Origin of the sequence: Paenibacillus oryzisoli (assembly GCF_050467285.1) — a bacterium.
In the GTDB taxonomy this organism is placed as follows: Bacteria; Bacillota; Bacilli; order Paenibacillales; family NBRC-103111; genus Paenibacillus_E; species Paenibacillus_E oryzisoli_A.
This window is the reverse complement of the sequence record NZ_JBCMUN010000009.1, coordinates 270,976-290,628: the sequence shown is the minus strand read 5'-3', so window position 1 is coordinate 290,628 and position 19,653 is coordinate 270,976. Positions and strand designations below refer to the sequence as shown.

Here is a 19,653-nt window from a genome sequence, read left to right as displayed (position 1 = left end):
TTATGTTCACCTTTGAACGTTCCAAAATCAGCTATGAGAGAGCGAAGCAGCATCTTGCCGGGGGCGTCGCCAGCTCGCTTCGCGCTTCGATGAAGCCGTTTCCTTTATATGTAGATTCGGCCAAAGGCTCCCGCCTGCAGGATGTCGACTATCATACCTACATCGACTATTTACTTGCTTATGGACCGCTTATTCTCGGGCATGCGCATGACGGACTAACGGAGTCCATTTTGTCTTCGATGCGCAAAGGGTATACGTATGGCCTGCAGCACGAGGGCGAGATCGAGCTTGCGGACCTGCTGGTGGACGTGCTTCCCTGCGCGGACAAGGTCGCCTTCAGCGGTTCCGGCACCGAAGCGGTCATGCTGGCGCTGCGACTCGCCCGTGCCCATACGGGGAAAAGCAAGGTCGTCCGCTTCCATGGACACTATCACGGCTGGTCTGATGGGATTTTCACCTCCTTCCCGGGAGCGGGATTAAGCGTTGCAGATGGTGATGGAGAAGCTGCTGCCGTTTCTCCAGGGACGGGCGGGCAGAGCGCCAACAGCCTGGACGATATCATTCTGCTTCCATGGAACGATCCTGACGTTTTGGAATCAACGCTTCGGAGCCGGTCCGGCGAGATTGCCGCCGTGATTTCAGAACCGGTGATGTGCAATTCAGGCTGTCTTCAGCCCAAACCCGGTTATCTGGAAGCGATTCGACAGTTGACGAAAGAGCTGGGAATCGTCTTTATTTTGGATGAAGTCATTACGGGTTTCCGGTTAGGGCTCGGCGGTGCGCATGGCCGGTTCGGCATTAAGCCGGATCTGGTTACCATCGGCAAAGCGATGGGCGGCGGCATTGCGATCAGCGCAGTTGCCGGCTCCAGCGAGCTGATGAAGCTGATCGACACTTCGGCGGTCAATCATTTGGGCACATTGAACGGGAACGGTGTCGCCATGACCGCTGCGCTGACGACCATCCGAGAGCTGGCCCGGCAGGACGGGGCGGCCTTCCAACGGATGGAGGAGCTGTTTGCCACCTTATCGGATGGTATTCGCGGGCTGCTAAACAAGCATGGGATTCCAGGCGTGGTCAACCTATGCGGTCCGGTTTTTCATATGATGTTTATCGATGAACCCGAGGTTACAGATTTTGACACGTTCAATAAGCGAGATGCGGGCAAGTATGCCCGTTTTGCCGAACTCATGCTCAGCGAGGGCGTGCTGCTCCGGCCGAACGGCTTATGGTATATTTCTACGGCCCATAGCTTGCCGGATATTGAAGAAACATTGCTTGCCGTGGATCGGGCTTTAAGCCGACTGGATTAAGTGGAGGGAGCAGGTACATGCGGCTCAAACATAAAGTCGCCTTAGTGACAGGGGGAGCGCAAGGCATCGGCCGTGCCATCTCCCTGCGTTTTGCCCGGGAAGGCGCGAAGGTGATGCTCGCAGACGTCGATCCGAAGGCGCTGGAGAAAGTCAGTGAGTTGATGCGCGCAGAAGGTGCAGAGGTGCTGGGGGTTGTTGCCGACGTTCAACAAAAATCCGAGGTTGACGCCATGATCGAGAAAGCGATCGCCCGATGGGGCGGGCTCGATATTGTTGTCAATAGCGCAGGCATTTGCAGGCCGGCGCCTTTTCTTGAGATGACAGAGGCAGATTGGGAGCTTCATCTGAGCGTGAATCTGAAGGGCGCCTTCCTCGTTTCGCAACGTGCGGCGAGGGAGATGGTGCGGCAGGGAACAGGGGGATCTATCATTCAGATGTCCAGTGTGAACGGCCTCGCTGCTGAATCGTATCAAGCTCACTATAACGCTTCCAAAGGCGGCCTGAATCTGCTCACGATGTCCATGGCGCTGGAGCTGGCGGAGCATGGCATCCGCGTCAATGCGCTGTGCCCTGGATTTATCGAAACGCGGCTGACAAAGCCATTGATTGACAATCCGCAGTTGATAGAGGCGTACGTGAAAACGATTCCCCTGCAAAAGGTTGGCCAGCCCGAAGATATCGCCGATGCCGCGTTGTTCATGGCGAGTGACGAGTCCCGTTACATGACGGGACATTGCATGGTGATCGACGGCGGGCAGATTATTAAATTGTCCTAGCTTTTCCGCTCAAAACGAGATAGCGGAACTACACGACGCTAATTCAAGTAAGATCATACATGTCAACCAAGAAGCGGAGCGAGGCGACCTTATTCGTGTTCCGAGCCGACCATTTCGCTTAAAATGATGTAAATAACGGCTGCTCATTCCCTTACCGACAAAAATAAGTCGTATTTTTGAAAATAGCGTCATTACGTTCCGCTTCCTAAGGATGAACGCGTGAGCGCTTTCGGAAGAGATCTCTTGTCGTTACTTTAGTACCTTTAACGGCTCAAAATTCGGATAGACATAAGGTGAGCTGGGGGCCGTGATTTTCTCGACTCTGCTCGCCTGAATCTTGAACAAATCGTTCCCTTTGTAAGTAACATTTTGGATCGTGCCCGTTACTTTCACCCACATATCCTTGGGGAACGTGCTGGCGGTAGGGAAGTCGATCATAACGCCGTACGGCGTGGCATCGGCCGAGCAGCAGGAGACGGCGAACCGGCCGACGACAAATTGGCTGTCGGTCATTTGGTCTTCGCGGTAGACGAAGCCGGTTAATTCGATTTTTTTGCCAATAAAGTTATCTTTGTACAAGTCAATCGACGACAGAATTTCCATATAGATGTCCGGATTGACGGTAATCATATCTTTTTTGTACAAAATCATTCCGATCTTGGAAAAGTCCTCTTCCCACTCATTATCGGCTTTAAACATCGCTTGAAGATCCGCATCGGAAGGTGCGGTTTTTGGCGTTGCAAGATTTGCATCCGAGGCTGGACCTTGGCTGGCGGCAGATGGGCTTGCTGATGGTGCGGCCGTTGGCGCAGTGGTTACCGGCGTTGGCGCAGCGCTCGGTGCGCTTAACGAACCGGCATTATTCACCGTAGGCTCCGCGGTTTTCTTCATTAAGGAGGCTGGAGCAGATAGGTTCATCCCCTTGGACGCGGCCATTGCACTGCTTAGCGCCGTATCCGGCAGCAGAAACCCGACAAGCAGCGGCAGGAGCAGAAGTCCGTACGCAATCGTGTTCCGGAAGACGGAGGGGGAAATCTCCTGCTCACAGTCACAGGTCACCGGCCTTCCCCAATAGGCGCGAAGCGCTAAATAGCCTTGAAAGCAGGCAATCACGTAGAGAAGCACAGAAGCGAGCTTCACGTAGATCATCATCCGCGGCGCGATGTAATACTGGAGCGCATCCGATTTGGACAAGAGGACAATATAGCTGGAGAAGGCGAGCAGAATGAGTGTACGAAAGAAATAATGATAGCTGAGGCTGCGTGCGGTTAACATCTTATTTTCCCCCTAAATGAATTGGTTTTTACATGAGACGTTCTAAGAGCAAGGAGCAGCCGAGTACGGTTACAATAATGAGGCAGGATAGCATGAGCACGAATCTGGACTTGAAGACGGATAGCAGCATCAAGGTGCTTTTGAAATCCAGCATAGGGCCAAATACCAAGAAGGTGAGCAGTGAACCTGTCGTGAACGAGTTCTGGAATGAGGATGCCACGAAAGCATCTGACGTCGAGCAAAGCGAGAGAATATAAGCGAAACCCATCATGAACACATGCGAGCTGAGCGGTCCCTGGCCAATCGCCAGCAGGCTTTCCCGCTGCATAAAGACTTGAATCAAGGCAGTAAGCAGGGCGCCGAATACGAGATATTTTCCCATTTCAAAAAATTCATCCGACGCATGGGCAAAAAGCGTATTCACTTTCCTCCCCAATCCCCCACCTGAATGATCGTGATTCCCTGCACTGCTCGCTTCGAGGAAGCCCGAGCGGCTGTTTCGGAGTTGATTCCCCCGAATAAAACGGTACAGAAGAAGGCCGACAATGACGGAGACAGCCAAAGCCAGTCCGATTCTGGCGTAGGCGATGGCAGGATGATTGCGAAACGCCATGAAAGTGGCCGCGAACACAATCGGATTAATAATCGGCCCCGAGATAATAAACACAACGGCGACATAGACAGGCATTCCTTTGGAAATGAGCTTTCGCACAACTGGAATCATGCCGCATTCGCACATGGGAAACAGGAGGCCAAGAAGACAGGCAAAGCCAATGGCGAGAAGCGGATGCTTGGGCGTAAACCGGCGAATAGTCTGTTCGGAAACAAAGGTCTGGATCAGCGAAGAGAGCAGGACGCCTAGTAAAATAAACGGAAGCGCTTCAAGTAAAATACTAATAAAGACGGTTTTAAACGTTTGTAACTGTTCGGTTTGGGTCAACGGGGTCAGCGAGAAATCTTGACGAAAGGCGATCAGGATGACCAAAGTGCAACAAACGGCAATAAGGAAGATTAGACTGAGTCTGAAAAAGGTTGAAGGCATTGGCGGTAAGGCTCCTTAGTCGTTGTTATAGGCTCAGTGGTATGGCCTCGCGGAATGGCTGTCGATCAACTGCTGCCAATTTCGCTCGGCGAGTGCTTCGTCCAGATCCAGGCCGATCAGAACCAGATAGGGCCGATCCTGCCAGGCGGAGGGCTGCCAATTCATCCTTTTGCCGGCATATTGCATTAAAAAAGGCTTGCGATCCGGCCCTATGTATAGGTGGCCCTTGCTCCTGAGCAAGGAAGCGCCGAAGCTTGCCAGAAACTGCTCCAGCTTCCGCTGTTGAAACAGGACTTCTTCCTCCACGGATAAGAAGACGGTTTGGATGCGGGTGAACGAAGGCGGAGCAGGATCGTGTCTCTTCTCTCGCCGGACGATGGCTAGCCCGCGTCGCTGAATGGAATTTTGAACGACAGGCGCATCATCCTGCATAGCTTGCTCACGCAGCGAGTGAAAGAGGGGGCCCATATCAAACTCGCTTTGTACAGCGCGCAGGATGGGGGAGCGCGCATTATGTTTGCGGACGGTTTTCTCGATCGTGCTGAGTTGTTTGTCTGTCACCAGATCAATCTTATTGAGAATGATGAGGTCTGCAACCTCAATTTGCCGGCGCAACGTATGTACGAGCTCTTTGTCCGAGGCAAAGATGCTGTTATATTCGAGCACATGCTCCGCATCCAGCACCGTCAGGATGGTATGCAATTTGACGCGCAGGAGAAGCTCACGCTCCGTCAGCGCATCGACAATTTCCTCGGGATTTGCAACACCGGTCAGCTCAATAAAAATGACATCCGGTTTCTGCGCCAGAAGCTGAAGAAGCGATGCGCTGATGTCGCTCTTTTTGCTGCAGCAGATGCAGCCATCCAGCAATTTGGCCAAATGAAGATCAGGCGTCGACGCTTGAAGCAGGTAGCCGTCCACATCTTGCTTGCCGATTTCGTTCATCAGAACACCAGGCCGCAGCTCGTATCGGCTGGCGTCACATAGCATGCGTAAGAGGAGGGTGGATTTACCGCTGCCCAGAAAGCCGCTTAAGAGGATCACAGGAACTTTTTTCAACATGTTTTCTCTCCTTCAAATTAGTCTTATGTAAATATTACGAATTATAAATGTAATTATTACGAATTAAATTGTATAATAATCCTCCTGAACCTGCAAGAATTACAAAAAAGCTGAGGGGGATTAAAAGTAAATTTTACGATTAGGTTGACAGAGCGAATAGAAAAAGTTATAGTACATTTTGTAAATCGTAAAATTTACACTTAGGAGTGAAGATCCCTTGCTTATTGCCTCTTTACATGACGTCGAATTCGGCTATCGGGACGTTCCTTGCATTCAACAGGCCAGTCTAGAAATTCAGTCTGGGGAGTTTGTGGCCGTAACCGGGCCTAACGGCGCGGCAAAATCCACACTGCTTAAGCTCATGCTGGGGCTGCTCAAACCGTGGCAAGGCGAGGTGTTTCTCTCCAGCCTCAATGAGCGAGGAGAGCGGTTAAGCGTCAGCTATGTGTCCCAACAGCTCGCAGGCTTTAACAGCGGGTTTCCGAGTACGGTCTATGAATTTGTCCGTTCGGGGCGCTATAGAACCGGATCTTGGCTACGAAGGCTGTGTAAAGCCGATGATGAGGTGACGGAGCAAGCCATCCGGCAGGTTGGCCTGTGGGAACTTCGGAAACGCCGAATCGGCGAGCTCTCCGGCGGGCAGAAGCAGCGCCTGTGTCTGGCAAGAGCGCTTGTGCAAGACCCTGATCTGCTTGTGCTGGATGAACCTACGACAGGGATGGATGCCGGCAACCGGGGCGGATTTTATGCCTTAATGGTCGATCAGATCAAAAACCACGGGCGAACCGTTGTGATGGTCACGCACCATCTGACGGAAGCCGCACCGCATCTGGATCGGATCATTGAGCTGCAACGAAAGGAGGATGGCGGATGGAAATGCTGCACTACGACTTCATGCAGCGGGCATTTTGTGCCGGTGGGCTAATCGGCATCATCGCCTCTGTGCTCGGCGTTTATCTGAGCTTGCGCCGGCAAGCGCTGATGGCCGACATGTTATCGCACGTCTCGCTGGCCGGCGTTTCAGCCGGGGCCTATCTTCATGTCAATCCGTCGATAACCGGATTTGTGGTCGCCACGCTCGGCGCGATTGCCGTGGAATATGTGAGAAGATCCTATAAGTCCTACAGCGAGATTGCCGTCGCCATCATTATGGTCGGCGGACTGTCTACGGCTGTGATCTTGATGAGCATGAATCAAAGTATTAATAAAGGATTCTCCGCTTATTTATTTGGATCGGTGGTTGCGGTTAATAGCACGGAATTGTGGCTGATGACCGGCGTCGCCGTGATCGGCGGGCTCTTCTTTTATCTATTCCGGCGTCCGCTGTATCAGATTACCTTTGATGAAGATACGGCCAAGACAAGCGGCCTTTCTGTGGGCTGGATTTCTCTCGGATTCAGCGTACTGACCGGGATGATCGTATCGGCCGCGATGCCAATCGTAGGCGTGCTGCTGGTTTCCGCTTTAATCGTGTTGCCAGCCGCGTTGGCGATCCGTATTGGCACAACGTTTGCTTCAACGCTTTTCCTAGCCATGGGCATCTCCCTGCTTGGCGTTTTTTCCGGGCTTACGGCCTCTTACCACTTGAGTACGCCGCCCGGAGGCACGATTGCCTTTCTTCTGTTCCTCGTCCTGGCAGTTGGCCTTGGCATCAAGAAAGGCGTCCTAACGTGGAGCAAGGCGCAGCAGAAAAAGAATACCCCGTTGGAAGAAGCTACATTTAGTCAACCTAGCCCTCGTTCACAACCATTATAAGGAGGATGATGTATGGAAATGAAAAAAACATGGTTACCCCAAACAATAGCGTTTGCTGCACTCACAACCGGGATTTTATCGGGATGCTCAGCTAGCCCGGCTTCCAGCGATGGAAAGCTGAATGTTGTGACCACCTTTTATCCGATGTATGAATTTACCAAGCAGGTTGCCGGGGAGCATGCCAATGTGATCGCGTTGATTCCGGCGGGCGCAGAGCCGCATGACTGGGAGCCAAGCGCCAAGGATATGAAAAAGATCAAAGAAGCGAACGTTTTCGTCTACAACGGGATTGTGGAAGGTTGGGTTGACAAGGCGCTGCAAAGTGCAGGGAATGATCAGAGGGTCGTGGTTGAGGCTTCCAATGGTATTACGTTAATGGAAGGTCTGCCGGAGGAAGAAGAGGAAGAAGGCCACAAGGACGAAGCGGCTCACAAAGAAGCGGAAGGCGGCAAAGTGCTGGATCCGCACGTTTGGCTGGACCCTGTCTTGGCACAGAAAGAAGTCGATACGATCGCAGCGGGATTAGCGCAAGCAGATCCGGCGCATAAAGACGATTATCGTAAAAATGCTGACGCTTATATTGCGAAGCTGCAAGCGCTGGACACTTCCTTCCGAACAAGCCTTGCCAGCGTGAAGCACAAAGAATTTATTACCCAGCACGCCGCTTTCGGTTATTTAGCGAAGGAATATGGGTTAACGCAAGTGCCTATCGCGGGCTTATCCCCGGAGGAAGAGCCGGCTCCTGATAAAATGGCCGACATTATCCAATTTGCCAAGCAGAATCAGGTGAAAACGATCTTTTTCGAGACGTTAGTCGATCCTAAGGTGGCTACAACGATCGCCAAGGAGATCAATGCGAAGACCGATGTGCTGAATCCGATTGAAGGGTTAACGGACAAGGAGATGAAGAACAATCTCGACTACTTGGCGGTGATGACCAGCAATCTGGAAGCTTTAAAGAAAGCTTTAAATGAATAGATAGAACGTCAAGCAAACCACGGGTTTGCTTTCTTCTCGAAGTTAGATCGTAATATTTACTATAAAAAGGAGAATTCATGAATGTCAGATACTAAACTGCCTGTCACCGTCTTAAGCGGATACCTTGGCGCTGGAAAAACAACACTGTTAAATCATATCCTCCACAACCGGGACGGCTTGAAAGTGGCCGTGATCGTCAATGACCTTAGCTCTGTCAATATGGATGCGGATTGGATTCGGGAAGGCGGCGGCTTGTCCCATACGAACGAGAGTCTGGTCGAAATGTCGAACGGATGCATCTGCTGCACGCTGCGGGAAGATCTTCTGAAAGAAGTCGAACGAATTGCAAAACAGAATAAATTCGATTATATCCTGATTGAATCGACAGGCGTAGGGGAGCCGCTGCCTGTTGCGCAAACGTTCAGTTATCGCGATGAAGAACAAGGCATCGATCTCACGCAATGGTGCAGGCTCGACACGATGGTGACGGTCGTCGACGCCTATCGGTTCTGGACGGACTATTCTTCCGGAGAGACGCTGCTGGACCGGAGTCAGGCGGTCGGCGAAGATGACACGAGGGAAGTCGTGGATCTGCTCATTGATCAAATTGAGTTCTGCGATGTGCTGATTCTTAACAAGTGTGACATGCTGGAGAAAGAGGAGCTTGCGGAGCTGGAGAGGGTGCTGCGGACACTGCAGCCAACGGCCAAATTTATCCGCTCCGTTCACGGCAACGTGGCGCCTTCGGAGATTCTGAACACGGGGTTGTTCGATTTTGATGAGGCCAGCACATCCGCAGGATGGATGAAGGAGATGGAAAAAGACGTGCATACACCGGAAACGGAAGAATACGGTATTTCCTCCTTCGTCTATGAACGGACTCGTCCTTTCGAGCCGGCCAGGCTGCTCCAGTGGATGGAAGATTGGCCCGCTGAAATCGTGAGATCCAAAGGCATCATGTGGTTGGCGACACGTCACGAACATGCGCAGAACCTCAGTCAAGCGGGGCCTTCCATTCGCTTTGGCCCTGCGGGGTATTGGGTCGCCGCGCTGCCGGAATCGGAGCGAGACAGCGTGCTGCAAGAGGAAGCGGATCTTATTAAGCATTGGGATGAAACCTACGGGGACCGGATGAATAAAGTCGTGTTTATCGGCGTCGACATGGATCGAACGGCGATTGAGTTGACGCTGGATGCCTGCTTGCTGACGGATGAGGAGATGGCAGGGGATTGGCATCTTTTTCACGATAGCTTGCCTAATTCGATCATGGAGCTGGAAGAGGCTTGCCCGCTGCCGCAATAGGCCCGCAGGTGTGCTCAATTTTGTGACAAGGGAGGTGAATGCGTTGCGAGTTGTCATTACATTAGCTTGTACAGAAACCGGAGATCGGAATTACACAACGACAAAAAACAAGAGAAACAACCCTGAGCGCCTGGAGCTCAAGAAATACTGCCCTCGCCTCAAACGGGTGACGCTTCACCGCGAAACTAGATAAAACAGAATCTCCAACTTGATTCCATTGATGGAATGAACGGCAATCATGAAGCGGAAGGAGCCTTGATGCATGAAGACGCATGCAGCCGATCCCGAGAATCACGCGGCGAGCTTGATGTTACAGTTAAGTAAATTTACCGAGCATCGCCTGCGTTTGACGGAACAACGGAAAGCGATGATTGAACTGGTTCTGCATTCCCACAAGCCTTTGACGGCTTTGGATATGCATCATATTTTGGAGCAGCGCTTTCCTGGTCTCAGTTACGCAACGGTGTATCAAAATATTAAGCTGTTTATCGAGCTGCAGATTTTCGAATCCTTCATTCTTGTCGATGAGGTCAGATTCCGGATCTGCACAGACCAGGAACATCCCAGGTACCATCTGATTTGTATGGATTGCGAGAAGACCGTTTCCCTGGATGTGAATACAGAACGCATGCGCCTTCCGATCAAAAGCAAGAACTTCCAGCCGATCAGCTATAAATTCGATGTGTACGGCTATTGTACAGATTGCCGTGCGCTTCATCCCTAAAACGAAATCCGGAGAAGGTTGACACAGATTTGTTTCGGGATGGCGGCGGTCCGGAGAGGAAAGATTAGCGCATTGAAGCGGGGCTGATTGAGCTGGTGGCATCTTCGTGGTAACTTCGTTCCTATTAGCACAGCCGTTCATTCTTTCTTATAAAAGTCAGGGAGGTTCACCCGATGCTGCAGTCAGTACCTATTCATATTTTTTCTGGATTTCTTGGCAGCGGTAAGACGACCTTGCTCAAGAAAACTTTGGATTATTATACGGAATCCGGCAAGAAGCCTGTTGTCATTATGAATGAAATTGGGGAAATCAATCTCGATGGCATGATCATCGGAGAAGAAGTGCCGATGGCAGAAATGCTGAGCGGCTGCATCTGCTGCACGATTCGCGGTGATCTCAGTATGGCGATAAAAAATTTGTACACGGAACATCAACCCGATGTAATTTTCATTGAATCCACAGGGATCGCGAATCCGATGGAGATTATGGAAGGCGTCACGGACGCTTCTCTGCTCATGCCGGTGGTGTTAAAGTCGATCGTTACCGTCGTGGATGCACCGCATCTGTTGAGTTTAAGCCAGAAGCCGCGCCGCAAAACGTCGGCCTTAATGAAGGAACAAATTCGCTGTGCCTCGCTTGTTATTTTGAATAAAGCGGATAAGGTATCGACTGAGGAACTGGACGAGCTGGATCGACTGATCCGGGCGTGGAACCCTTTTGCACTTATTGAAATCACGGTCTACTGCCAGCTGGACTTGCAAATACTGGAATCGCTGAATGACCTGCCTGCGGGGCGAACTGTAGAGGAAAAATGCAAGGCGGCATGCGGCAGCGAACAGGGGCAGGCTTGCGATCACCGTCATGCCGCCCCAGATGACAAGGCACACCACCATCACCATACGCATGATCACGTCATTGCATATACGCATTATTTTAACCGGCCGATTGATCTGGATAAGTTCGAGGAAGTCATTCGCAGCCTGCCACAGCAAGTGTATCGCGCCAAAGGCATTGTGCAAACAACAGACGGAGAGTCCACCATGCACCATTTGTTTCAGTACGCCTATCGGGAGCTCGAATTCATGAATCTCCGCATCAAGCCCAAAGTCGCGGTGCAAAACGTAGCGGTCTTCATCGGTGAGAATTTTTCCAAAGATGACGTGATCCAAGCTTTAGATAAAATATGAGCAAATAAGGGAGGTCGCACGTAGAGACCTCCCTATTGAAGTTGCAGCGCAATGCATCTAGAGAACTGCTCGTAGAACCATCCCTCATCCAGATCCCGGCCAATAGGATTACTACAAATTGTACTAGAAAGGAGAACCTGAATGCTCTGGTATGAACAAAGCTTCGGCGTTGATTATTTAACCGTATATAATCACCGAAATGGGGAGCAGGCAGCGAGGGAAGTGGCGCAAATGCTGAAATGGTTAAGGCTTCCACAGCAAGCTAAGGTTCTTGATTTATGCTGCGGGATGGGAAGGCATTCGCTCAATTTGGCTGCACTCGGTTTCGATGTGACAGGTCTAGACTTATCTGAGGCACTCTTAAAAGAAGCTAGAGCAAGCGACACCTTCTCACAAGTACATTGGATACATGGAGATATGCGCTGCATCCCGTCAACTTCGCTGACCTTTGATGCTGTTGTCAATTTATTTACGTCATTTGGGTACTTTGAGCAAGATGAGGAGAATCGCAAGGTACTTTTAGAAATGGATAGAGTGTTGAAGCCGCGTACCAAATGGATTATTGATTACTTGAATCCGGATGTGGTAGTTTCCGGATTGGTTCCCCTTTCTGAGCGGAAGTCAAATGGTCTTATGATTCATGAAACACGATTGGTGGAAGGCGGTATGGTGAAGAAAAAAATTGCTGTATACGAAGAGGAAAGCGCACCCCGTCATTACATTGAAAAAGTGAAATTATACACGCTGGCGGATTTTCAACGAATGCTTCGGGGGACGTCTCTGGTCATTGATCAGGTCTTTGGCGATTATACCGGTTCTACGTATGTTACATCAGTATCCCCGCGTATGATTCTGGTTGGTAACAAATTGTAAAACTTAAAACAAGCTTCAGAGCATCTCAAGATGGGTTGGCTCGAAACCATTGGATGAAGAGAATCCGTCCCGGATGCATAGAATCTCAAATATGGCTAAAAATACATGGAAAGAAATGAATGGAAAACAAAAACCTGAAATGACTATGGCTTACAGATGGGAGGCAAATGGGGATGGCGATTTGGAGTTGGTATAAGCTGCGGTCAAGACAAGGAGCCCGAAGTCAACAGCCTCAGATGGCCCCCCGAAAGGTACCGCCTGCTCATCAATTATTAGAAGCAAATGAAGAGGCAAGTATTAACACCCAACTTGAAGAAACGTTGGCATTTGTTCAGAAAATACTTGGTGAAAGTGACGATTTCATTATACGGCGAATGTGCATGTTTGACGATCAACCGGCTGTCGTGATGTATTTCCCTGATTTGATTGATAAACAGTATGTGAATGATCACATTTTAAAGCCTTTGATGTTAACGTCCTTGCACGATTATACGAAAGCAGTAAGCCGCTCGATGAAGGCGTTTCTTTTGGACGATATCCTGTATGCCTGTGAAGGAAGAACGGAAACACAGCTGCATGAAATTATTCAAGCCATTGTAGAAGGAAATACAGTTCTCCTAGTTGACGGAGTCGCAGATGCGTTTATTTTTAGTACACGCCATGTAGAAAAGCGGTCGATCACACAGCCGGAAACGGAACAAGTCATTCGCGGAGCCCGGGAAGGCTTTATCGAAATGTTGGGTACCAATTTGGCTTTGCTTCGCTATCGCCTTCCTACGCCGGAATTAAAGGTAAAAACGATTCGGATCGGTCGAATCACCAAATCCAAGGTGGCGCTTTGCTATATTGACGGCGTTGTCAATCCAGCTCTCGTAGAGGAAGTATTCCGACGTCTATCCTTAATTGATATTGATGGCGTCCTGGATGCCGGGTATTTGGAACAGTTTATCGAGGACAACCATTTATCCCCATTTCCACAAATTCAGAACACGGAACGACCGGATAAAGCGGTCGCCAATCTTCTGGAGGGCAGGGTTGTCCTGCTCGTAGACGGATCCCCGTTTGCGCTCATCTTGCCTACGGTGTTCAGTCAATTTTACCAAACGGTCGAGGACTACTCCGAAAGGTATCTTCTCGTCAGTTTCATCCGGTTGGCACGTTTTGTTGCGTTGATTTTCTCGCTGATTTTCCCATCATTATATGTGGCCTTGATTTCATTCAATCCCGAGCTTATCCCTACCGAGTTTGCCGTAGCCGTAGCAGGGGGAAGAGCAGGCGTACCTTTTCCTTCCGTCATCGAAGTTTTGATTATGGAGATCTCCATGGAAGTACTGAGGGAAGCGACACTTCGGCTGCCGCAGCAAGTCGGCGGGGCACTCTCCATTGTTGGCGTACTTGTCGTTGGACAGGCAGCGGTCGCAGCAGGATTTATTTCACCGATCACGGTCGTTATCATCGCCTTAACGACGATCGGTTCTTTCGCCACACCAGCGTACAATGCGGCCCTTGCACTCAGGTTGCTGCGCTTCCCACTTGTGATTTTATCAGGCATATTCGGCTTATATGGGGTGATGATTGGATTAATTCTGATCGCCAACCATATGCTGTCCTTAAAATCATTCGGAATTCCTTACTTGAGTCCGGTAGTCCCAGGGAATTTTCAAGGGATGAAGGATACGTTAGTACGGCTGCCGCTGTGGTTCATGCCCAAGAGACCCTCATTATTACAACCCCCGAATGACACTCGGCTTGGGGATGTAACACAAGACAGCATTAAAAATGTGCCAATCAACACATTAGATCCCTCGAAAGCCAGAACTTCAAGGAGGCATGGAACGGATGGAACATCCTCGCCAGATCACAGTCATTCAAGCGGCGATCATACTGATTAGCACAATTATTGGCGTGGGGGTACTCGCCCTCTCGCTATTTGCAGTCCGAGCTGCGGATTCCGGAGCTCCACTCGTAACCTTGATGGGTTTTCTCTTAGGGCTATCAGGCCTTTGGCTTTTAACGAAGCTTGGTATGCGTTTTCCAACGCAATCCATTATTGAATACAGCGAGGAATTAATTGGTAAATGGGTGGCACGCGGATTTAGTGTTTTGATTATCATGTTTTTTTGCTTGCTCACTGCGTTGGCTTCACGTGAATTTGGAGAAGTTGTTGTTACTTCTGTACTAACCAAAACACCGCTTGAGGTCACGGTCATCGTCATGCTGCTGCTTGCGGCAATTTCCTCTCGCGTAGATATAACGACCTTTACGTATTTTCACCATTTTTATTTCCCCATCATCGTATTCCCGGGGCTCTTAATTGTCGTGCTTTCCCTGAAGAATGCACACTTAATCAACCTCCTACCCCTGTGGGGCAATGAACACAGCGGCTTGTCCGGCGGGATTCTCACCATGGCGGCCTTATTTCAAGGCTCATTTATCATGACCATCGTAATCCCTTCCATGCGCCGGCCCGAAAGAGCCATGATTGCGGGGTATGTGGGGATGGCTATAGCAGGAGCGTTGTATATCCTCATCGTGATTGCGACGGTTGGTGTATTCGGAGCAGAGGAAATAAAGAAATTAGTTTGGCCTACTTTAGAATTAGCCAAGACGACTTCACTGCCCGCCAATATCCTGGAGCGTTTAGACGGTGCATTTCTTGCTGTGTGGGTTACCGCGGTATTTACGACGTTGTTGTCCACTTATTATGTAGCTATATATTTTTCTACACAGCTGTTGCGACTCCGAGACCATAAAATGTTCGCTTTTTTTCTAATTCCTTTTATCTATGTAACGGCAATGCTTTCACAAAATTTGATGCAGATGTATGAAATTATCCAAATTGTCGGTCGTTGCGGGTTAGTCTTCACTATAGCGTATCCATTTGTTTTATTTGTTGTAGCCATGATTCGGAAGAAAAAAGGCCGGGGTGATCAGCTTGTGGCAAAATCTGATTAAACAGATTCTTGTTTGCGTGTTGATTGTTCCTATACTTACAGGCTGCTGGGATCGCCTGGAGATCGAAGATCGGGCCGTCGTTCTGGCGATTGGCATTGATAATGCGAAACCGGAGGATGAGAAGGAAAGCGGCAATTCTACGCATATTCTCAAGCCGGATACCGCGAGTAGTAAGGGACTCATCCGCATCACTGTTCAAATTGCTGTCCCTGGCCGTATTCCGTTAGGGACTGGGGATGGCTCCGGCGGACCTGCCGGGGCAAAACCGGTTTGGGTGCTATCCAGCGTCGGTTACACCGTAGAGGATGCTTTAACGAATCTTCAACAGCAGCTTGCAGATAAGTTGTTTTTTGGTCATTTACGGGTCATTGTCATCTCGGAAGACGTCGCAAAAAAAGGAATTGAGAATGAAAACGACTTCTTTCGCAGGCAACCGCAGGTCAGAAGAACCGTTTGGATGGTCGTTAGTAAAGGCAGTGCGGCTGATATCATGAAAGCCACACCGCAGTTGGAGCGCGTTCCGACGTTATATTTACTTGCCACCTTAGAACATGCCAGAGAGATGGGGAAGCTTCCCAACATTTTTATGGGCGTCTTTTTCAGTGCCAGTTCGGCCAAAGGGCAGGAAGGGATGCTTCCTTATTTGGAATTAAAGAAGGCATCCAACATTGAAATTGTCGGGACGGCTTATTTTAAGAACGATATCATGGTCGGCACCACAACAGCCTTGCAAATCGGCCATTATATGGCGATCAAACAAATCAACCCAGGGGGGTATAAGGTTCTGTTGGAAATGCCAGACTCCAACACGATGGTAATCTTCAAATCTACACATCGGAAGGCAAAAATAACAACAACCATCCAAAACGGCAAAGTACATACCAACATAAAATGTCAAATCGAGGGTGATTTAGCCGAAAAATCGAATGAGAATGTACTCATTACAAAGGAAAATTTAAAGAAATTGGAGGAAAAAATTCAATCAGACGGAACGATCGGTTTTAAAAAATTCGTCCAGCAGACGCAGAAGAGCGGCAGCGATATATTCGGTTTCGGTGAATATGTGCGCGCGACACAGCCTACCTACTGGAACAAGGAAGTTAAAACGAAGGAAGCGTGGGAGGAGCAATATAAGGAAATGACCCTTGATATCACAGTAGAGATTAAAATTAGACGAATTGGAACGAAAACCAATTAAGGAGGATCCGGCCAATGATTACCTTTAATAATTACACCATTTTACTGCTCCTGATCACGGGGCTGCTTATTCTGGTTTTCGATGTGAAAAATTATGCGAAAGCCAATATGCTCAAAGAGAAAAAAGGAGCTGTCATTGCCGGATGTTTGAATATCTCCTTGGGCGTAATTTCGTTCCTTGGTTACATGGCGTATGAGAAGTGGTTTTGGAAATAAATCGATTCGGTGCCAAAAGTTTTATTTGCTGTATCGCAACCATGTTTACGAAATTAGCGTCAAATAAATAAAAAGATTGAGGAGCACAGATCTTTTTATGAAAAGGGGAATGCTGATGAAACGATGGACGTTCTCGTTCCTATCCTCGTTGCTGCTGGCGTATAGCATGTTAGCAGGGTTTTCTGTTACAGCGATAGCAGAGCAAGAGACACCCATTACAGAGGCTTACTACAATAATGTTGTGCTAACTGGCGAAGAGCAATTGTACGAAGAACCTCTCAATAAAGGCAAAAGTCTAGGAACCGTATCGCCTCAAACGGTGCGGGCGATTTATAGCGCAAATGGGGATTACCTCATTGAAACGTGGCTTGGTAACAAATGGATTCATCCCACCCATCCCGTATACGAGCATGCGCATGTCTATTATGGGCCGGTTGGGGTATCGATTTCCACGACGACGCCGATGTTTGCCTTGCCGGATGAAGAGGGAGCGGTTATGGGATGGCTGTCGCCTCAGGAGTTATTAAGTTCACTTAGTGTAAACGATGAATGGTACTATGTGGATTCATGGCAGGGGCCGCGCTGGGTGAATATCAACCTGGGTTATCCGAAGGATCTAAAAACAGAGGCAACTAAGCTTAAACTAACTCTAGATACACCGGTATATGAGCATCCAGATCATCGTGCAAGAGTGCTTGGCACTTTATCCCCACAAACGGTCGACGTATTTGAACGTGGGAGCGGCTGGCAGCATATTCACAGCCAGTGGCTGGGAGACGCATGGATTTACGCGGCGGACGCTGAACTAGATCCGGCATTATATGAAGCTCCGGCCCACGTAGAAGCAAAACCAATTTCTTCGAAATGGACTGAACATAAGTATGAGTTTGGAGCAGGATGGCGCGGCTCTCCGTTTGCAACGGAAGTTTATGTCAGCAGCGGCGTCATGAATCAACCTTTCGGTTTGATTGGGGCCGGAGATCCTATTGATATTTCATTCAAAGTAGCCAATGTAAGCGAGGATGATCTTACCCTCGTTGAAAGATCACCTTTTGAAATTCAGATTTGGCAAATGGATCGTACGGTTCCGAATGGAGCCGGTACGCTTGTATGGTCCGGCAAACTTCCTGTCATCAATGAATTCTTCCCCAAAGTGGGAGAGGAAGTTTACAGTCAGGAGTTGTCGTTTACATGGGATCAGAAAGACGCGAATGGGAAGCAGGTTCCCTTTGGCGATTACCAGGTGATCTTAAAGAAACCTACCGTGATTCCCTATAAGAAAGCAAATTCAGACGTTCATCTTGAACAAAAGGAAGAAGGTCACATGCGATCGCGTATGCCGTTTACGATTGCAGCTCCATAATCCTTGGTTATGAACGAGGTTTGCTCACAGGATGAAAAAACGGTAACATAAAGAAATGGCGGTCAGAGAGTTCATCTCGTGCCCGCCATTTTTCTTTTATGGCCGCCTTCTTCGGCAGTCTAAAAACAGGGGAGGTTCAAACGATGGCAAAGGCAAAGATCCCCAAGCGACCAACTCGCGATGAGTTTGTATTAGAGGAGCTTGGAAATCAAATAACGGAAGCATACAACGAGAAATCACAAGTGGAATTAACGATCTGGGCTTGGGAAAAACCGCTGCGGGGGGAAATTGTTCACTTGGATTCAAGGACAGGCAAAGTTCATGTTCAAAAGGCAGCCGAACTAATAAAAGTCCCCTTTATGGACATTATGGCACTAAATTACCCGCGGGATTAATATAGGCCGGCTCATTCCTATTGGAATGGGCTGGCCTTTTTGTCATGCTCGCATTTGGCATGATATGTGTGATTATGGGGATATTATCATAAAATGGAATCGAAATAAGAGGGAAATCATTTATGATGCGAAACGTCAAAATATCCGTTAACCAATTTGCCGTCATTGTGATGATTTTTACGATTGGTACAACCATTCTGGTCATCCCGTCAGGCCTTGCAGCGGCGGCCAAGCAAGATGCGTGGATAGGCGCGCTGCTGGGCGTTTGTCTGAATGTGGGAATCGTCTGCTTATACAACAAAGTGGGCAGTTGTTTCCCGAATATGACATTAACGGCCTATAACGAGCAATTGTTTGGCAAATGGCTGGGGAAGCTGTTTTCGTTGGGATTTATTTTTTTCTCCTTTGTCGGAGCCACGACGGTCTTGTTTTATATGGGTAATTTCGTTACGACCCAAGTGATGCCCGATACACCGATTCAAGCGATCAATGTGCTGTTTGCTCTTGTCGTCGTCATGGGGGTGCGGCTGGGTCTCGAAACGATCGCCCGTGCGGCAGAGATTTTTTTTCCATGGATCATCATTCTATTTACAGTGTTAGTGGCGTGTCTGCTGCCGGAGGTACAGGCCGAGAAACTTCAGCCTGTGTTCTCTTCTGGAGTAGGCGGGTTGGTGAAAGCGGCTTTGGAAGTCGCAGGTACCTCCTCACTGCCTTTTATCGTCCTATTCATGATCTTTCCCGTTCATGTCAACCAAGATCCCAAAGCCAAGAAAGCCTACCTGCTTGCTACTATTTTCGGAGGACTATGCTTCACTGTGATCACGTTCCTGTGTGTAGCAGTGTTAGGCGCCACATTGACCGAAAGACTTATGTATCCGAGCTATGTGCTTGCCAAGGAGATAAATATCGGCAACTTCTTCGAACGTGTGGAAATTCTTATCGCAGGGATCTGGTTTCTAACCGTATACTTCAAAACAACCTTTTACTTCTACGGCTTCGTAGTGGGGCTGGCCCAGCTATTAAAAATCGAAGATTATCGGCCCCTGACGATGCCGCTGGGCATGATTCTGGTTGTGTATTCGCTGGTTGTATATCCGAACGTTGCGTATATGTCCAAATTCGACTCCGAACCGTTCATCCCGTATGCGCTGACTGCCGGAGGGCTATATCCGCTGCTCATTCTGATCACCGCGCGCATTCGGAAGAAGACGGTCCGGGTGAAAGGTTGAAAAGGAGGAGG

The 19,653-nt window shown here is 49.2% G+C and carries 20 protein-coding genes; 17 read left to right on the top strand and 3 right to left on the bottom strand.

The annotated features are described in order from the left end of the window. Positions 1-2 precede the first annotated feature (2 nt). The gene (locus ABE504_RS16680; protein ID WP_430090710.1) at positions 3-1,313 is read left to right on the top strand and encodes an aspartate aminotransferase family protein; all 1,311 of its coding nucleotides are present in this window, start codon (positions 3-5) and stop codon (positions 1,311-1,313) included. Between the two features lie 17 nt (positions 1,314-1,330). After that, positions 1,331-2,089 (top strand): SDR family NAD(P)-dependent oxidoreductase, encoded by a 759-nt coding sequence (locus ABE504_RS16675; protein WP_430090707.1) that lies wholly within the window; start codon positions 1,331-1,333, stop codon positions 2,087-2,089. Positions 2,090-2,338: 249 nt separating this feature from the next. On the opposite strand, the gene ABE504_RS16670 is transcribed toward ABE504_RS16675, so the two are convergent. From ABE504_RS16670 to ABE504_RS16660, 3 genes are read right to left on the bottom strand one after another with little or no spacing between them, the layout of a single operon-like run. Beyond that, complete coding sequence (locus tag ABE504_RS16670) at positions 2,339-3,364, bottom strand: TIGR03943 family putative permease subunit (RefSeq protein ID WP_430090704.1); 1,026 nt, start codon at positions 3,362-3,364, stop codon at positions 2,339-2,341. A 28-nt stretch (positions 3,365-3,392) separates the two neighbouring features. Continuing rightward, positions 3,393-4,406 (bottom strand): permease, encoded by a 1,014-nt coding sequence (locus ABE504_RS16665; RefSeq protein WP_430090701.1) that lies wholly within the window; start codon positions 4,404-4,406, stop codon positions 3,393-3,395. A 33-nt stretch (positions 4,407-4,439) separates the two neighbouring features. After that, positions 4,440-5,468, bottom strand: coding sequence for a CobW family GTP-binding protein (locus ABE504_RS16660; RefSeq protein WP_430090698.1), 1,029 nt, complete (start codon positions 5,466-5,468; stop codon positions 4,440-4,442). Between the two features lie 217 nt (positions 5,469-5,685). Between ABE504_RS16660 and ABE504_RS16655 the strand changes: the two genes are divergently transcribed. From ABE504_RS16655 to ABE504_RS16585, 15 genes are all read left to right on the top strand, one after another. Then, positions 5,686-6,393 (top strand): metal ABC transporter ATP-binding protein, encoded by a 708-nt coding sequence (locus ABE504_RS16655; protein WP_430090695.1) that lies wholly within the window; start codon positions 5,686-5,688, stop codon positions 6,391-6,393. Then, positions 6,339-7,223 carry a metal ABC transporter permease gene (locus ABE504_RS16650; protein WP_430090692.1) on the top strand — a complete coding sequence of 295 codons (885 nt, stop codon included), beginning with the start codon at positions 6,339-6,341 and terminating at the stop codon, positions 7,221-7,223. Before ABE504_RS16655 ends, ABE504_RS16650 begins: the two co-directional genes overlap by 55 nt. A gap of 18 nt (positions 7,224-7,241) precedes the next feature. Next, positions 7,242-8,201: a metal ABC transporter substrate-binding protein gene (locus ABE504_RS16645; RefSeq protein ID WP_430091366.1), complete on the top strand. Its 960-nt coding sequence runs from the start codon at positions 7,242-7,244 to the stop codon at positions 8,199-8,201. Between the two features lie 81 nt (positions 8,202-8,282). Next, positions 8,283-9,503: a GTP-binding protein gene (locus ABE504_RS16640; protein WP_430090689.1), complete on the top strand. Its 1,221-nt coding sequence runs from the start codon at positions 8,283-8,285 to the stop codon at positions 9,501-9,503. Positions 9,504-9,546: 43 nt separating this feature from the next. Further along, positions 9,547-9,696: a 50S ribosomal protein L33 gene (rpmG, locus tag ABE504_RS16635; RefSeq protein ID WP_171683453.1), complete on the top strand. Its 150-nt coding sequence runs from the start codon at positions 9,547-9,549 to the stop codon at positions 9,694-9,696. Between the two features lie 69 nt (positions 9,697-9,765). Then, positions 9,766-10,227: a Fur family transcriptional regulator gene (locus ABE504_RS16630; protein ID WP_430090686.1), complete on the top strand. Its 462-nt coding sequence runs from the start codon at positions 9,766-9,768 to the stop codon at positions 10,225-10,227. A 173-nt stretch (positions 10,228-10,400) separates the two neighbouring features. Further along, positions 10,401-11,414 carry a CobW family GTP-binding protein gene (locus tag ABE504_RS16625; protein WP_430090683.1) on the top strand — a complete coding sequence of 338 codons (1,014 nt, stop codon included), beginning with the start codon at positions 10,401-10,403 and terminating at the stop codon, positions 11,412-11,414. 141 nt (positions 11,415-11,555) lie between these two features. Then, complete coding sequence (locus ABE504_RS16620) at positions 11,556-12,287, top strand: class I SAM-dependent methyltransferase (protein WP_430090681.1); 732 nt, start codon at positions 11,556-11,558, stop codon at positions 12,285-12,287. Between the two features lie 173 nt (positions 12,288-12,460). After that, positions 12,461-14,179, top strand: coding sequence for a spore germination protein (locus ABE504_RS16615; RefSeq protein ID WP_430091364.1), 1,719 nt, complete (start codon positions 12,461-12,463; stop codon positions 14,177-14,179). Next, positions 14,127-15,242, top strand: coding sequence for a GerAB/ArcD/ProY family transporter (locus ABE504_RS16610; RefSeq protein WP_430090679.1), 1,116 nt, complete (start codon positions 14,127-14,129; stop codon positions 15,240-15,242). The genes ABE504_RS16615 and ABE504_RS16610 overlap by 53 nt, the downstream gene beginning before the upstream one ends. Beyond that, positions 15,223-16,440, top strand: coding sequence for a Ger(x)C family spore germination protein (locus tag ABE504_RS16605; RefSeq protein WP_430090677.1), 1,218 nt, complete (start codon positions 15,223-15,225; stop codon positions 16,438-16,440). The genes ABE504_RS16610 and ABE504_RS16605 overlap by 20 nt, the downstream gene beginning before the upstream one ends. A 14-nt stretch (positions 16,441-16,454) precedes the next feature. After that, positions 16,455-16,655, top strand: a complete 201-nt coding sequence (locus ABE504_RS16600) for a CLC_0170 family protein (protein WP_430090675.1) — start codon at positions 16,455-16,457, stop codon at positions 16,653-16,655. Positions 16,656-16,770: 115 nt separating this feature from the next. Further along, positions 16,771-18,018, top strand: coding sequence for a hypothetical protein (locus ABE504_RS16595; RefSeq protein WP_430090672.1), 1,248 nt, complete (start codon positions 16,771-16,773; stop codon positions 18,016-18,018). A gap of 143 nt (positions 18,019-18,161) precedes the next feature. Then, positions 18,162-18,413: a YolD-like family protein gene (locus ABE504_RS16590; protein ID WP_430090669.1), complete on the top strand. Its 252-nt coding sequence runs from the start codon at positions 18,162-18,164 to the stop codon at positions 18,411-18,413. 122 nt (positions 18,414-18,535) lie between these two features. Beyond that, the gene (locus tag ABE504_RS16585; RefSeq protein ID WP_430090666.1) at positions 18,536-19,642 is read left to right on the top strand and encodes a GerAB/ArcD/ProY family transporter; all 1,107 of its coding nucleotides are present in this window, start codon (positions 18,536-18,538) and stop codon (positions 19,640-19,642) included. Positions 19,643-19,653: the final 11 nt, after the last annotated feature.